The sequence below is a fragment of the Kosakonia sp. genome (genome assembly GCF_032052965.1).
Taxonomy (GTDB): domain Bacteria; phylum Pseudomonadota; class Gammaproteobacteria; order Enterobacterales; family Enterobacteriaceae; genus Kosakonia.
This window is the reverse complement of the sequence record NZ_DAMBVN010000001.1, coordinates 551,375-566,952: the sequence shown is the minus strand read 5'-3', so window position 1 is coordinate 566,952 and position 15,578 is coordinate 551,375. Positions and strand designations below refer to the sequence as shown.

The following is a 15,578-nucleotide window of genomic DNA, read 5'->3' as shown; positions in this document are numbered from 1 at the left end:
ACCTACCTTGTGACTGATCCCACGGAAGAACAAATATATTGAAATCCAGATGGGAGGGTGAGAAGGACGGAGCGTCTAACGCAGTCAGCTCCGCTTACAGACGAGCACGGTGTGCGCTAACAACGACATAGTGCAGACGGGGCCTGCTGGTGAAGCTCTTCGAGCAATCGGTCGGCAACATGGGCTGCCCAGACAGCGATTGTCAGACTGGGTGGTCTGCCTGGAGAGGAGGGCAGCGCTGCGGCATCGGCGATATAGATTCCCGGGTTGTCAAAAACCTCGCCATTAGCGCCAATAACACCGTCCAGATTGGACGTTCCCAGACATGCTCCCCCCAAAGGCTGCACGGTAACCGGCGAAGAAGGGGACACTATTCGCGTCCCGGTCCGGGTTTGTATCTCACGGATTTCGTGTTCAATTTCCCGATACACGACGCTATCCGCTTTGTTGTAGGTAATATCGAGCTTTCCTCGTTTCATTGTTATCACGCCGTTATTGTTGTCTTTACCCAGCGCAACGATAAACGAATTCCTGCGAAGCCAATTTTTGAGCCGCGCCGGTAACGGCATCTCATCCATCCCCTGGATCGCGGCACGCAAAACCTGAACAGATCCGCTGTCAGAATTTTCCACCCTGAAGGGGCCGGTAAGCGGCAAGCCTTTTGAGAGATCGTGGGGGCTGTTCTCTTTCCAGAAGCCAAAATAGCCACCATTAGTGCCAAAGCCCAGACCCAGCCGCGGCATGCCTACAAGACCATTGATGGCGTTACGGCTGTTCATCAGCAGACGAACCGTGTTTAAGCAACCTGCCGCTAAAATAAGGTGCCTGGCCTGCACGACTTCATCCGTATTGCGATGATGATTGCGATAGCGAATTTCATAGCGCATATCTTCAGCCTGGTGGGGGCATAATTTATGAATGCCTGTCACTTCGCACATATCACGCACTGCCAGCCCCTTGCGCATCGCCGGCAAGATAACGGAAAAATCAAGCGTCGTTTTCGCACCGGAAGGGGAACCAAGGATACTGTTATTGAGATATTCACACTCCCGGCGTGCCACGCCGTACGCATCCACGACGTTGGCGGCGTGACCGGGGATTTGCGGAAGTAATATGCCGATAAAAGGATTTGCCAGTCCGTGGGTGGATAACACGCCTGCATAGTTCGTATGGTTAATATTATTGGGAATATTATCTTCAACCCTGACAGGCCGGGCCTGCAGAAGATCGATGATTTCGGCGTAATAGGAGTCCATTGACGCTTTACTAATTAAAGGGTGTCGATGTGCCCAATAATCAGGATCGGCAGGTTTTGCCAGCATAGCAGCATAAACATGGCTCCCTCCGCCAACGCTGGATGAGCAAATAACATGAATACCTTTGCCGCTATACGCTTCAATAAAGCCTTTTTTATTCAACCGGATCGGTTTTTTTAATCGATGTGATCCTATCGAGCGAAGCGCACAGGTGAATGCCTTTGTACCCTGTGGCAAAGGGGCCAGATTAGCCATTCCTGCAGAGCGATTGGGAACCGTGTCGCGCCAGGGCCCTCGCTCAAGCATCAGAACATCTCGACCGGCATCAGCCAGCCGTTTTGCGGCGATCGCACCGCCAAAACCACTGCCTATGACGACTGTTTCAACCTGCTTTTTCATAAAAATACCCTGGATATAAAGCATCAGATTTCACACATCTCTGCTGCGAGGCTGCCGCTAAAAAATGGGCGCAAACGTTATGAGGTTATTATTGTGTTAACTAGAAACTTATTATTTGTTGCGCAGCGATTGTCTGGAGTAAAAGCAGATGCAACAAGTTATATAATCTATCTGCAGCGTAAAGAATTTCTTTTTAAAAGTTAAATGACCGATTTAATTTGGTTTTTTTAACGAAAAAACATCATGCTGACAATTTTTCACAATATAAGTGAATTCGCTTCATCGCATATTTTGCGAGAGATTCTCTCGGGTGCTGAAAACCAAACAATCATGACGCATGGCGATGATCAGATATCGCCATGCTTATGAGAAATGAAAGGTAAACCTGCCGTCAGAACACGCGAGAAATATACACCACGATTACAGGCGCTTCATGGCGAAGATGCCCGCAAACATTGCCCCCGTCATGACAATAGCCACTAACAGATACATGACGGCATGAAAATTATGGGTCAGGCTCAATGTAAAGCCTATCATGACAGGGGATAAGGCGCCGAAGCCCACCGCCATTCCATTTAGTGCACCTGCCGCAGAAGAAATAGCTTCACCAGGCACCATGCCCTGTAACAGAGTAAAGACGCACGGGAGCTGCATGGATGATGCACCAATGCCGAACGAAATCATTATCGCGGCGAGGTAATTATTATCAATATTCACCCCACAGAAAATGGCAGTCGCGCATAGCAGGGCGGATATCAGCATTATCATCCCTTTCTTACCCGTGCGATCAACGGCGATTCCCGAAATGATTTTAAATAACAGACCAAAAATAAAAGGCAGTGAGGATACCCACCCGACATTTCCCCATGAGAACCCTCGCTCAGTATTTAAATAGGTAGGTAACCAGGTGACCACCCCCCAGGACAGCATTGAATTAGATGCAAATATAATGACCAACATCCAGAAATACGCACTGGTGAGGTAAATTTTTGTTCGGGCCAGCAGAGATGCTTTTTCTTTTACCTGCGGCGCTTTTCCTTCATCGGAATGATCCTCTTCAATGATTGCCAGTTCGCGTGCATTAATAAATTTGTTTTCCCGGGGAGTGTTGGAGGTAAAGAAATAGATCAATAACAGGGGAAGCAGGCTTAACGCAAAAGAGAAGTAAAAGGTATAACGCCAGGAGTATGCGGCAATGATCCACGTAAATATCGGCATCGCGATCGCCGGAGACAACGACTGGCCCAGAATCCAGGCCGTATTCGCTCTTCCTCGCTCTCTTGGTGGGAACCAGTTTTTAACGAACGTATTCTGCATCGGGTAATACAGCCCTTCGCCCACACCTAATAAAATGCGCGTGCCGATTAAAAAGCCAAAGAAACTTGATATACCGCCCAGAATCAGCGAAACACTGATAATGAGATACGCGATGAGCATAGCTTTGCGGGGGCCAATAAAATCACCAATAGGGCTTAAAATAACGTTGGAGATGCCGTAAGTTATCAGGAACATGCTCATTAATAACCCGATGTAGACCGGTTTGCCGGCAAGTCCCATTTCGGTCAGAAAATGTGTATTTGCTGCAATTATCGATATGTTAACGCGGTCCAGATAAATCACGGAAAGGCTTAGGAACAGGATCGACAAAACAAAGAATCGCTGTTTTGTCGGCTTTTGTACTGACGAGGAAAAAGAGACGTTATCGGAAAGATCATAGTCATTATTCATGTTATTTTCCTTATTTTTCTGACGCGAAGAAAAAGACTTCTTTCATGTCAGAATGAATATAAAGAACAACCATCATTTTTATTTATTACCAAACCTGGCGTTAACGTTGGGCTTCCGTTAAAAACCAGTTACGCGCGAGCCTGTCCCAAAAAACGGCGCCTAACGCCAGATTGTTATCATTAAAATCATAGGCAGTACTGTGCAGTGCTTTGCCTGAACTTGCCGCATCGCTTTCGCCATTGCCAATCCAGCCGTAGGCACCCGGCACTTCCTGCAACATGAAACCAAAATCCTCTGCCGTCATCGCCGGGAGAACGTTGCTGTCCGCATTTGCATCACCCACCACGTCACGCATGATACGCGCCATAAAGCGGGCTTCTTTTGGGTGGTTAGTGGTGTTGGGATAACCTCCGCTATTGATCAACACTTCCGCCTGGGCGAAATGGGCTTCGGCAATATGGCGTGAAATGCGTTTAACCCCGTCCAGGAGGAACGTTTGCGATGCGCTGGTCAGGGTCCGGCAAGTACCATAAATTTTCGCTTCGGCAGGAATGATATTGGGCGACGTACCCGCTTCGATTTTGCCTATCGTAAGTACCACGGAGTCCAGCGGGTCAATACTGCGCGCCACTAAGCTCTGCAATTGCGAAACGATAGAGCAGGCAATGGGAACGGGATCAATCGTCGAATGTGGCAGGGCCGCATGCCCGCCTTTACCGCGCACGATGATTTCGAAGGTTACGCCGGAAGCCATAATCGGGCCGCTTCTTACACCCATTTTCCCTTGCGGCAGATCTGGCCAATTATGTAAGGCAAAAACAGCCTGGCAAGGGAAGTGCGTGAAAAGCCCCTCATCCATCATGATCCGTGCGCCAGCACCGCCTTCTTCACCCGGTTGAAAAATAAGGTGCACCGTACCGTCAAAATCACGGTCCTGAGAAAGGAGTTCTGCCGCGCCCAGCAGCATCGCAGTATGCCCGTCATGCCCGCAAGCGTGCATGCGCCCGGGGTGTTGACTTGCATAAGCAAGCTGATTCGTTTCTTGCATGGGAAGGGCATCAATGTCCGCCCGGATGCCCAACGCCGGGCCAGGATTTTCAGCGCTACGGTGACGCCCATAAAGTGTGGCCACGATGCCGGTGGTTGCCAGACCACGCTCGTGAGGAATATCTAATGCTGTCAGTCTGGCGGAAATTTTGTCTGCTGTGCGGTGCTCCTCGAATTTTAACTCCGGGTGCATATGAAGATCCCGGCGAAATTCGATGAGTTGTTTTACATCCAGATTTATCGTTTTTTTATCGAACATAGGGTATGTCTCAATATTTTATTACGTTGTAGAGGTTAGGGTCCTGCCAATGCTTTCTCATTTATGCATTGTCAAATCTTTCAGTATTTCAATAACAAAGAGAGATTTCCCGGCTATGTACAGAGCTTGAATTCTCTCGGGAGTAATGATAGAAATAGTGTGGTATGCCGTAAAATACCTTTTAAACATCTCACCCATACCGATGAGGTATAGCCATGGAATTGCGTCAGTTTCGCTATTTCACCGCCGTGGCAAAACTTGGCAGTATCAGCCATGCCGCACAGGAACTACACATTGCGCAGCCCGCGTTGACCCGCCAAATTCAACGACTGGAAGAGGAGTTAGGGGTTTTATTGTTTGAGCGAACGCCTCGGGGAGTAAAACTTACCGATGCAGGCAACCAGTTTATGATGGATGCGGCCAGGTTGCTTGATGACGCAGCCATGGCCAGAGAATGCGCAATTCGCGCATCGAGAGGGGAATGCGGCAATATTTCGCTCGCGCTTCCCGTTATACAAAACGCCGCGCCGTCTATTACCTCCCTGTTAAAAAGATACAGACAGCAAGCGCCGAATGTCGGCATTACGCTGCATCATCTTATTTCGGAGATACAACTGGCAAAAATAGCGGAAGGGCAACTGGACGCCGGTTTTCTGTTATTCCGCCCACAGGATGATCCTTTATTTGAAGGGATCCCCATATTTAAAGAAAAAATGTTATTAGCCTATCCCGCTGAGTGGTCATGGCCGAATAATAAAAAACCACGCTGCCTGAAAGACCTGCAAGATCTGGACTTTATCTGGATACCGCGAACAGCCGCACCCGCATGGCATGACAGGCTAATACATTGTTTTTTTGATGCCGGGTTTACACCACGTTCAGTCATGCACGGCGTGGATGCGGTTTCCATGTTAACGTTAGTTGCCGCCGGCATGGGGTGTACCGTCGTTGCAGAAGGAACCCGCCATTTTGCTCCTCCCAGTGTGGCTTTCACCACACTGTCTGATTTAACAATTGAGCAAGAGTGGGAATTAGTGTGGCGTAAAGATCGCTGTTCTGCGGTATTAAAACGTCTGATCAGCATGATCTGAAACAGGGGCAAATTCATTTACTCGCCAATCCTGCATGAGTTTCGGCAGGTTGCTCTTGCCACTTTCGCCGTAAATCTTTGCTTACCTAAATATTCTTTAATTGGCTTGCAGAAATCATCTGTGCTCGTAATAACTATTGCGCACTCACGCTAACACCACCCAGGCTATCCATCATGTGCAACGTTATTCGTCCTCGTCTGCCACTCCGGTTGTTCACAGCGGCCTTACTGTTTATCTCTTTTGGTGGCCGCGCCGGAGTGGTAGCTGACCCACCGGCGCATCAACAAATCCCCGGGCTGATACGAGAACCACTGTGGCTGGCCGTCACCTTAGACAATGGCCAGCCAGCCTTACTGGACGCTTTTGTTACCCGCCCGGAGAGTGCTAAACCGTTGCCAGTTGCGCTAATCACGAATGGCACGGCGGGTACGGCAGAGTTTGACCGCTGGGAAATCAACCCCAATCGCTATGCAGCTACCGCGATCGCATTCGCCCGCCACGGTTATGCGGCTGTGGTCGTCCTGCGCCAGGGGTATGGTCAGTCCAGCGGTGCCGCAGAATACACCGGGGGATCCTGCGCTCAGCCCAGGCATCAGCAAGCCGCAGAGCAGGATACCCGCAACATAGTTGCCGCACTGGACGCCGTACGTCATCAGCCCTGGGCTGCGCCTGATAACGCACTACTGGCGGGCATGTCTTCAGGCGGGTACGCGGTAATCGCAGCGGGTGCGGTAAATCCGCCAGGCGTTAAAGCCGTCATTAATTTTGATGGCGGAAGAGGCGCCATCGACGGCAAATCACTCTGTGATAAAGCCGGATTATTAAAAACCTTTACCGCATTCGGCAAAACCACACAACTGCCCACGCTATGGCTGTATGCCAGCAACGACCATTCGTTTACGCCGGAGATGGGAAAAGCGATGTACGCCCGCTGGCAACAGGCGGGAGGCTGTGGCGAATTTGTGACCATGCCTGCATTTGGCAATGATGGGCATGTGTTTATGGACTCCGCACCGGAAAATTTCTGGTGGAACCGGGTCGCCCAATTTTTACAGGCGCAACATCTGCCTTACCTGGAGGTCGCCGGGCTTCCCGACCCCCAGCTTGAAGTACCTGCAGCGCTTAACGCTGCCGGGAAAAAGGCTTTTCGGGCTTATGAAAGCACCCAGCGCTATGAAAAAGCGTTTGCTGTTGATCAGCAGGGGGACTGGGGGGCTGCGTATTGGGCGCGAACCAGTCAGGAGGCCGCCTCAACCGCGCTGAATCTGTGCGCACAGCAGCAACCGCAGGGTGTTGCGGCCTGCAGACTGTATGCCGTCAACAATCACCGCGTTTCGCAGACCGACTAAACCGGGACGGGCAGGCCATAACGGCTTTGCTGCGGGGCAGTTCACCACAGCAAATCAGCCCTCATCGCCTGGCGCGCTTCCTTTACGGGAGGCTAACGAGCCAGGAATGAAACGACGCGACGTTTGCCTTTTGACTGGCTAACGCCGCGCCGCCATCAGTGGGACTTAAACCCGGCTGCGGCCATCAAAAAGCGAAACACCATACTCACTGCTGCCAGTGCCAGCACACTGCCGCCCCAAATGATCAACAGCCAGAACAAACGGTTTAATCGCGATTGCTTCATCAGTGATACCCCTCGCCATGTTGCACTTTGCCGCGAAACACGTAATAGCTCCAGAAGGTATAGACCAGAATGACAGGGATAATCAGTAGTGCGCCGACCAGCATAAAACCCTGGCTTTGCGGCGGTGCTGCTGCCTGCCAGAAGGTGATATCCGGCGGGATAATATGGGGCCAGATGCTGATGCCAAGACCGCTAAACCCCAAAAAGACAAGTCCGAGCGTCTGCACAAACGGCAGCGCATGATGCAGTGGATTGCGCAAACTTCGCCATAACCACAGGCTTAACCCCAGCACCAGTAGCGGGACCGGCAAGAAAAAGAACAGGTTCGGCAGCGTGAACCAGCGCGCCGCAATCGCGGGGTGCGCCAGCGGCGTCCACAGGCTGATCGCAGCTATAATCGCTAACAGCGCCAGCAACAATTTCTGCGCGGCTGCGCGCATGTTCCCTTGCAGCGGTTCTTCACTTTTCATCACCAGCCAGCTTGCGCCTAATAACGCATAGGCAATGACCAGCCCGACGCCGCAGAACAGGGTAAAAGGCGTTAGCCAGTCCAGGGGGCCGCCGCTGTAACTGCGACCGGTGACAGAAAACCCGTTAAGCACTGCGCCCACCACCACGCCCTGCGCAAAGGTGGCAAGCAGAGAACCGGCGATAAAGGCTTTATCCCAGAACGGGCGGTGCGCGGGGGTGGCTTTAAAGCGGAACTCAAACGCCACACCACGAAAAATCAGCCCAAGTAACATCAGCGTCAGCGGGATCGTCAGGGCATCGACTATCACCGCATAGGCCAGCGGAAATGCGCCGAATAACCCTGCGCCGCCCAGCACCAGCCAGGTCTCATTGCCATCCCATACGGGTGCAACGCTATTGATCATCACATCCCGCGACTCGCCATCCTTTACCAGTGGAAAAAGGATGCCAATCCCCAAATCGAAACCGTCCATCACGATATACATCAAGGTGGCGAAAACGATAATGACAAACCAGATTAATGACAGATCGATACCCATTATTTTGTTTCTCCGTTCCACCGCTGCGGGCCGCGGGTGATAAGCCGCACCATATAGCTGTAGCCCACCCCGAAGACCGAACAGTAGACAACAAAGAACGCCAACAGGCTGATACTCATATGCAAATCACCGTGTGCCGAGACGGCATCAGCGGTGCGCAACAAACCGTGTACCACCCAGGGTTGGCGGCCCACTTCGGTTGTCACCCAGCCGGCAAGGATCGCGATCAGCCCGGCAGGCCCCATCCACAGCGCAAAATGCATTAACGGGCGTGACTGGTACAACCGATGCTTCAGGCGCAGCCACAACGCGGCAATGCCCAGGCCGATCATTAATATGCCAAGCGCCACCATAATGCGGAAAGACCAGAACACCAGCGGCGACCAGGGGCGTTCTTCTTTCGCAAACGCTTTTAATGCCGGAACCTGTTTATTCAGGCTGTGGGTGAGAATGAGACTGCCCAGCGCCGGGATCGCCACCGCGTAACGGGTGCGTTCCTGCTGCATATCCGGCAGACCAAACAACAGCAGCGGGGTGGCTTCGCCGGGGCGATTTTCCCAGTGGCCTTCAATGGCGGCAATTTTGGCGGGTTGATGCTCCAGCGTGTTCAGCCCGTGCATATCACCGATCATTGCCTGCAGCGGTGCGACAATCAGCGCCATCCACATGGCCATTGAAAACATTTTGCGCATTGCGGAGGTATCATTGCCACGCAACAAATGCCAGGCGGCAGAGGCACCGACAAATAATGCGCTACTGAGAAAGGCAGCAACGGTCATATGCAGCAGACGGTACGGGAACGAAGGGTTAAAGATCACTGCCAGCCAGTCAACGGGCACCACCTGGCCATTTTCAATAACGAACCCTTGCGGGGTATGCATCCAGCTGTTGGACGCGAGGATCCAAAACGTCGACATCAGCGTGCCCAGCGCCACCATGCAGGTGGCAAAATAGTGCAAACCCGGCCCGACTTTGTTCCAGCCGAAGAGCATCACGCCCAGAAACCCCGCCTCGAGGAAAAACGCGGTCAGCACTTCATATGTCAACAACGGCCCGGTAATACTGCCCGCAAACTGCGAAAAACCACTCCAGTTGGTGCCGAACTGATAAGCCATCACCAGCCCGGATACCACCCCCATACCAAAGTTAACGGCGAAGATTTTCGCCCAGAAGTGGTAGAGCGTGCGCCAGTCCGGGTTACGGGTTTTCAGCCATAGCCCCTCCAGCACCGCCAGAAAGCTGGCAAGCCCGATGGTGATCGCCGGAAAAATAATATGGAACGATATGGTGAAGGCGAACTGGATCCTCGCCAAATGAAACGCGTCTAAACCAAACATGTACTGCCTCACATCAAACGTTGTGGCGATTATGTTAATGAGTAGGCGCGCGCAGGGGCAGAAACAGATATGGGATATTTTTGCATAACAGATGTTTTTAATGGCCTAAAATACCTATGCTGATATAGCATGTGATGAGATTCTTTCTGCGTGAAAACTTATGAAAAAATACCAGCGCCTGGCGCAGCAAATCAGCGAACAAATTGATCTTGGGGTCTGGCGGCCGGGCGAAAAACTGCCGTCGCTGCGTGAGCAGGTCGCCAGCAGCGGGCTGAGTTTTATGACCGTCGGCCATGCTTATCAGTTGCTGGAGAGCCAGGGGCGTGTGATTGCCCGCCCGCAATCCGGTTACTTTGTGGCTCCCGCGCCGGGTGTATCGCCCGCGCCCGTGGCAAAAGTGACCCGTGACGAAGCCGTGGACATCAATACCTATATCTTTTCGGTGTTGCAGGCCAGTTGCGAAGCCTCCGTGCTGCCGTTTGGCTCGGCGTTCCCCGATCCGAAACTGTTCCCGATGCCGCAACTTAACCGCTCGCTGGCAAAAGTCAGCAAAAGCGCCATGGCAATGAGCGTGATTGAAAATCTGCCTCCGGGGAATAGCCAATTGCGCCATGCCATTGCGCGGCGCTATGCCCGTCAGGGTATGAATATCTCGCCGGACGAAATCGTCATCACGGCAGGCGCGCTGGAAGCACTGAACCTCAGTTTGCAGGCGGTGACCGAACCGGGTGACTGGGTGATTATCGAAAGCCCCTGTTTTTATGGCGCGTTACAGGCGCTGGAGCGGCTAAAGTTAAAAGCGCTTTCTGTCCCGACGGATGTCAAAGAGGGGATCGATTTGGCGGCGCTGGCGCAGGCGTTGACGGAGTACCCCGTGAAAGCCTGCTGGCTGATGACCAACAGCCAGAATCCGCTGGGTTTTACCCTTAGCGCAGAGAAAAAAGCGCGGCTGGTTGCTCTGCTTACAGCACATAACGTCACGCTGATTGAAGATGACGTGTATAGCGAGCTCTACTACGGCCGCGAGCAGCCCTTGCCGGCCAAAGCCTGGGATACACAGGATATGACGCTGCACTGCTCATCGTTTTCGAAATGCCTGGTGGCCGGTTTTCGTGTTGGCTGGGTCGCGGCGGGTCGTCATGCCCGGCGCATTCAGCAATTGCAACTCATGAGCACGTTATCCACCAGTTCCCCTTTACAACTCGCGCTTGTCGATTACCTCTCAACCCACCATTACGATGCGCACTTGCGACGGTTACGTCGCCAGTTGGCCGAACGCAAACACCTGGCGTGGCAGGCGTTACTGCGCCACTTGCCGCCAGAAGTCACCATTTACCGTAATGAAAGCGGGTATTTTTTATGGCTGGAGTTACCCGCTCACCTTGATGCGGGCCTCCTGAGCCAGCATGCACTGGCACACCAGATCAGTATTGCACCGGGCAAAATGTTTTCGACCAGCGATAACTGGCGCGCCTTTTTCCGCTTTAATTGCGCGTGGGCGTGGGGCGACAAAGAGGAGCGGGCAGTCATTCGGTTAGGGGAATTGATCCGTGAAATGTTAAAATAGCTCACCTCCGCGGTGTATTATTTCCGGCCATAGCCTTTCTTTTTTTTAAATTAGTGATCACGCAAAGTTGTCGCGCGTGATCATTATTTTTCATATTCCCATTATGGGTATTCATAGGAAATGTGAATAGCAACACATCGGCACGCGCATTTGCTAACCCGTTGTCTATACTGTGGATTAGCGCTATCTCGCTTTTTTATAATTAACGTTATGCGGCGTCAGTCACAACCTGGTGAAATTTCTGCCAGGCGTCATTCTGCCCATCAGGCTGCCGTCTATTTTTAGTGAGGGAGATATATTTACGGCAAGGCTGCCGCACATTTTTCATTGCGACAGGAGCAGAATCAATGAGCAAGAAATTTGCCCGCAGCAGTCTGTGCGCGCTGGGTTTGACGGTGATGACCGTCCATGCCGCTGAGCCAACTGACGTCGGAAAAGGCGAAGGACGGCTGGATATCATTGCCTGGCCGGGGTATATCGAACGCGGCCAGACCGATAAACAGTACGACTGGGTCAGCCAGTTTGAAGCAGACACCGGTTGCGCTGTGAATGTTAAAACCGCGGCCACCTCCGACGAAATGGTCAGCCTGATGGCGAAAGGCGGTTACGATCTGGTCACCGCCTCCGGCGATGCGTCACTGCGTTTAATTATGGGTAAACGCGTCCAGCCGATTAATCCTGCCCTGATCCCTAACTGGAGCACCCTCGATCCGAAACTCGTCAAGGGCGAGTGGTTTAACGTTGATGGTAAAGTGTACGGTACGCCCTGGCAGTGGGGGCCCAATTTACTGATGTACAACACCAAAACCTTTCCCACGCCACCGGAGAGCTGGGGAGTGGTTTTTGTGCAACAAAATCTCCCCGATGGTAAAAGCAACAAAGGCCGCGTGCAGGCTTACGACGGGCCAATTTATATAGCGGATGCAGCCCTGTTCCTGAAGGCGACGCAACCGCAACTTGGCATCAATGATCCTTATCAACTCACAGAACCGCAGTACCAGGCGGTGCTGAAAGTGCTCCGCGATCAGCATTTGTTGATCCACCGTTACTGGCATGACACCACCGTACAGATGAGCGATTTCAAAAACGAAGGTGTTGTTGCCTCCAGCGCCTGGCCCTATCAGGCCAATGCCCTGAAAGGCGAAAATCAGCCGATCGCCACCGTGTTTCCGAAAGAGGGCGTGACCGGGTGGGCGGATACCACCATGTTACATGCGCAGGCTAAACACCCCAATTGCGCCTATAAGTGGATGAACTGGTCGCTGACGCCAAAAGTGCAGGGCGATGTATCGGCGTGGTTTGGTTCACTGCCGGTGGTGCCTCAAGGGTGTAAAGCCAGTCCGCTACTCGGTGAGGCCGGCTGTGAAACCAATGGTTATGGCTTCTTCGACAAAATCGCTTTCTGGAAAACGCCAGTCTCTGAGGGAGGCAAATATGTTCCCTATAGCCGCTGGACGCAGGATTACATCGCCATTATGGGCGGCCGTTAATCTGCCAGGAGCGAAACATGACTTATGCCGTCGAGTTTGACGCGGTTTCCCGTCTGTACGGCGATGTCCGGGCGGTAGATGGCGTCAGTATTGCTGTAAATGACGGGGAATTTTTCTCCATGCTGGGGCCATCCGGCTCCGGCAAAACCACCTGCCTGCGGCTGATTGCCGGTTTTGAGCAACTCAGCGGCGGCACGTTACGTATTTTTGGCCGTGAGGCCAGCGAACTCCCACCCTGGCAGCGCGACGTCAACACGGTCTTTCAGGATTACGCCCTGTTCCCACATATGTCTATTCTCGACAACGTTGCTTACGGCTTGATGGTAAAAGGCATGGACAAAAAGCAGCGCCACGCCAGAGCCCACGAGGCGCTGGAAAAAGTCGCACTGAGATTTGTGCACAGCCGTAAGCCATCGCAGCTTTCTGGCGGTCAACGCCAGCGGGTGGCGATTGCCCGCGCGCTGGTTAATGAACCGAGAGTACTTTTGCTTGATGAACCGCTGGGCGCACTCGATTTGAAACTGCGGGAACAGATGCAACTGGAGTTGAAAAAGCTGCAGCAGGAACTGGGCATCACCTTTATTTTTGTGACCCACGATCAGGGCGAAGCGCTGTCAATGTCCGACCGTGTGGCAGTATTCAACAACGGTAAAATAGAACAAATCGATACCCCACGTGAGCTTTACCTGCGCCCGCGCACGCCGTTTGTTGCCAGTTTTGTTGGCACATCCAATGTATTTGACGGCGAATTAAGCACGACCCTGTGCGGAATGAACGGTCTTTATTCGTTGCGACCGGAGCATATCCGTCTTAATTCTCCCGGCGAAATTGAAGTCAGCGCGGTAGTGCAAGCCGTGCAATACCAGGGGGCATCGACTCGCTTTGAACTGGCCCTGGCCAACGGTGCAAAATTATTGGTCACCCAGGCCAATCTGTCCGATGCAGTATTGCCAGATAATCTGGCACCAGGGCAACACGTGCGGGCGTGCTGGTCGCGGGATGCAATGGTGCCCTTGCAGGGCGAAGGGTAAAACACCGATGAGCATAAGCCGTATGACCCCGCGCCGCGCCGCACTGAGCGGTCTGTTCTGGCGTAAACCGCTGCTGGGCCTGTTATTGCTGTTGCTTGGCCCGTTGATGTGGTTTGGCATTATTTATCTGGGATCGTTACTGACGCTGTTGTGGCAGGGGTTTTATACCTTCGACGACTTTACCATGTCGGTCACAACGGATTTGACCCTGGCCAACCTGCGGGCGCTGTTTAACCCGGCGAATTACGACATCATTATCCGCACGCTGATGATGGCTATTACGGTTACGCTTGCCAGTGCGCTCCTTGCCTTTCCTATGGCGTGGTATATGGCGCGGTACAGTCGGGGAAAATGGAAAGCCTTCTTTTACATTGCGGTCATGCTACCCATGTGGGCGAGCTACATTGTCAAAGCCTACGCCTGGACATTATTGCTGGCGAAAGATGGGGTGGCACAGTGGTTTTTAAATCATCTTGGGCTTGCGCCGGCGCTTAGCGCTCTGCTGACACTGCCTGCTATTGGCGGGAATACACTCTCGACCTCCGGTTTTGGGCGCTTTCTGGTGTTCGTTTATATCTGGCTGCCGTTTATGATCCTGCCCATTCAGGCTGCTCTGGAACGACTGCCTCCATCGCTGCTGCAGGCTTCCGCCGATCTCGGCGCTCAGCCCCGCCAAACCTTCCGTTACGTGGTGCTGCCACTGGCTGTGCCGGGAGTCGCTGCCGGGTCGATATTTACCTTTTCGCTGACGCTGGGAGACTTCATCGTGCCGCAACTGGTGGGGCCGCCAGGCTATTTCATTGGCAATATGGTCTATTCCCAACAGGGTGCCATTGGCAATATGCCGATGGCGGCGGCATTTACATTAGTGCCGATCGTGTTAATTGCGATTTATCTGGCGTTAGTGAAACGTCTGGGAGCATTCGATGCACTCTGAACGCGCACCGCTGTTGCTCAAAGTGGCCGCCTGGGGCGGGGTTATATTTCTGCATTTCCCGCTTTTGATTATCGCCATCTATGCTTTCAATACTGAAGACGCCGCGTTCAGCTTTCCGCCGCAGGGCTTTACGCTGCGCTGGTTCAGCATCGCTGCGGCGCGTGGCGATATTCTTGATGCTGTGACACTGTCACTACAGATTGCCGCCCTGGCGACCATTATCGCCCTGATCCTTGGCACACTTGCTGCAATGGCTTTATGGCGCAGTGATTTTTTCGGCAAAAACGCGATATCGCTGTTACTGCTGTTGCCGATTGCGCTGCCAGGCATTATTACCGGGCTGGCGTTGCTCTCGGCGTTTAATACCGTTGGGCTGGAGCCCGGTTTTTTCACCATCGTCGTTGGGCATGCCACCTTTTGCGTGGTGGTGGTGTTTAACAACGTGATCGCGCGCTTCCGGCGGACGTCCTGGAGTCTGGTAGAAGCGTCGATGGATTTGGGCGCAGACGGCTGGCAAACCTTCCGCTATGTGGTGTTGCCAAATCTGGGATCTGCGCTACTGGCAGGGGGAATGCTGGCCTTTGCCCTGTCGTTTGACGAAATTATCGTCACCACCTTCACGGCGGGGCATGAGCGTACGCTGCCGCTGTGGTTGTTGAACCAACTGGGACGCCCGAGAGATGTTCCGGTCACTAATGTGGTTGCACTGCTGGTGATGCTGGTCACCACCGTGCCGATTCTGGGTGCATGGTGGCTCACCCGAGAAACCGAAACCGGCCAATAAATGACAACG

13 protein-coding genes are annotated in these 15,578 nt (G+C 52.8%); 7 read left to right on the top strand and 6 right to left on the bottom strand.

The window, feature by feature from the left end; all coding sequences use genetic code 11:
- Positions 1-116: 116 nt before the first annotated feature.
- From RTX30_RS02640 to RTX30_RS02630, 3 genes are all read right to left on the bottom strand, one after another.
- Positions 117-1,655: a GMC oxidoreductase gene (locus RTX30_RS02640; protein WP_312686514.1), complete on the bottom strand. Its 1,539-nt coding sequence runs from the start codon at positions 1,653-1,655 to the stop codon at positions 117-119.
- 420 nt (positions 1,656-2,075) lie between these two features.
- Entirely contained in the window at positions 2,076-3,383 is a 1,308-nt protein-coding gene (locus RTX30_RS02635; RefSeq protein WP_312686512.1) for an MFS transporter, read from the bottom strand.
- A 100-nt stretch (positions 3,384-3,483) separates the two neighbouring features.
- Positions 3,484-4,689, bottom strand: a complete 1,206-nt coding sequence (locus RTX30_RS02630; protein WP_312686511.1) for a M20 aminoacylase family protein — start codon at positions 4,687-4,689, stop codon at positions 3,484-3,486.
- A gap of 215 nt (positions 4,690-4,904) precedes the next feature.
- On the opposite strand from RTX30_RS02630, the gene RTX30_RS02625 reads away from it, so the two are divergent.
- Entirely contained in the window at positions 4,905-5,780 is an 876-nt protein-coding gene (locus RTX30_RS02625) for a LysR family transcriptional regulator (protein ID WP_312686509.1), read from the top strand.
- 173 nt (positions 5,781-5,953) lie between these two features.
- Positions 5,954-7,129 carry a CocE/NonD family hydrolase gene (locus RTX30_RS02620; protein WP_312686508.1) on the top strand — a complete coding sequence of 392 codons (1,176 nt, stop codon included), beginning with the start codon at positions 5,954-5,956 and terminating at the stop codon, positions 7,127-7,129.
- 155 nt (positions 7,130-7,284) lie between these two features.
- On the opposite strand, the gene RTX30_RS02615 is transcribed toward RTX30_RS02620, so the two are convergent.
- From RTX30_RS02615 to RTX30_RS02605, 3 genes are read right to left on the bottom strand one after another with little or no spacing between them, the layout of a single operon-like run.
- Positions 7,285-7,413, bottom strand: a complete 129-nt coding sequence (locus RTX30_RS02615) for a DUF2474 domain-containing protein (RefSeq protein ID WP_312686506.1) — start codon at positions 7,411-7,413, stop codon at positions 7,285-7,287.
- The gene (gene cydB, locus RTX30_RS02610; protein ID WP_312686504.1) at positions 7,413-8,423 is read right to left on the bottom strand and encodes a cytochrome d ubiquinol oxidase subunit II; all 1,011 of its coding nucleotides are present in this window, start codon (positions 8,421-8,423) and stop codon (positions 7,413-7,415) included. Before cydB ends, RTX30_RS02615 begins: the two co-directional genes overlap by 1 nt.
- Complete coding sequence (locus RTX30_RS02605; protein WP_312686502.1) at positions 8,423-9,760, bottom strand: cytochrome ubiquinol oxidase subunit I; 1,338 nt, start codon at positions 9,758-9,760, stop codon at positions 8,423-8,425. The genes cydB and RTX30_RS02605 overlap by 1 nt, the downstream gene beginning before the upstream one ends.
- 160 nt (positions 9,761-9,920) lie before the next feature.
- Here RTX30_RS02605 and RTX30_RS02600 point away from each other — a divergent pair, with 160 nt between their 5' ends.
- From RTX30_RS02600 to RTX30_RS02580, 5 genes are all read left to right on the top strand, one after another.
- On the top strand, positions 9,921-11,327 hold the full coding sequence (locus tag RTX30_RS02600; protein ID WP_312686500.1) for a PLP-dependent aminotransferase family protein: 1,407 nt from the start codon (positions 9,921-9,923) through the stop codon (positions 11,325-11,327).
- A gap of 347 nt (positions 11,328-11,674) precedes the next feature.
- Positions 11,675-12,817: a putative ABC transporter substrate-binding protein YdcS gene (ydcS, locus tag RTX30_RS02595; RefSeq protein WP_312686499.1), complete on the top strand. Its 1,143-nt coding sequence runs from the start codon at positions 11,675-11,677 to the stop codon at positions 12,815-12,817.
- 17 nt (positions 12,818-12,834) lie between these two features.
- Positions 12,835-13,848, top strand: coding sequence for an ABC transporter ATP-binding protein (locus RTX30_RS02590; RefSeq protein WP_312686498.1), 1,014 nt, complete (start codon positions 12,835-12,837; stop codon positions 13,846-13,848).
- 7 nt (positions 13,849-13,855) lie between these two features.
- A complete protein-coding gene (locus RTX30_RS02585) occupies positions 13,856-14,785 on the top strand; it encodes an ABC transporter permease (protein ID WP_312686496.1) in 930 nt (309 codons plus the stop codon).
- Positions 14,775-15,569, top strand: a complete 795-nt coding sequence (locus tag RTX30_RS02580; RefSeq protein WP_312686494.1) for an ABC transporter permease — start codon at positions 14,775-14,777, stop codon at positions 15,567-15,569. Before RTX30_RS02585 ends, RTX30_RS02580 begins: the two co-directional genes overlap by 11 nt.
- The last annotated feature ends 9 nt before the right edge of the window (positions 15,570-15,578 follow it).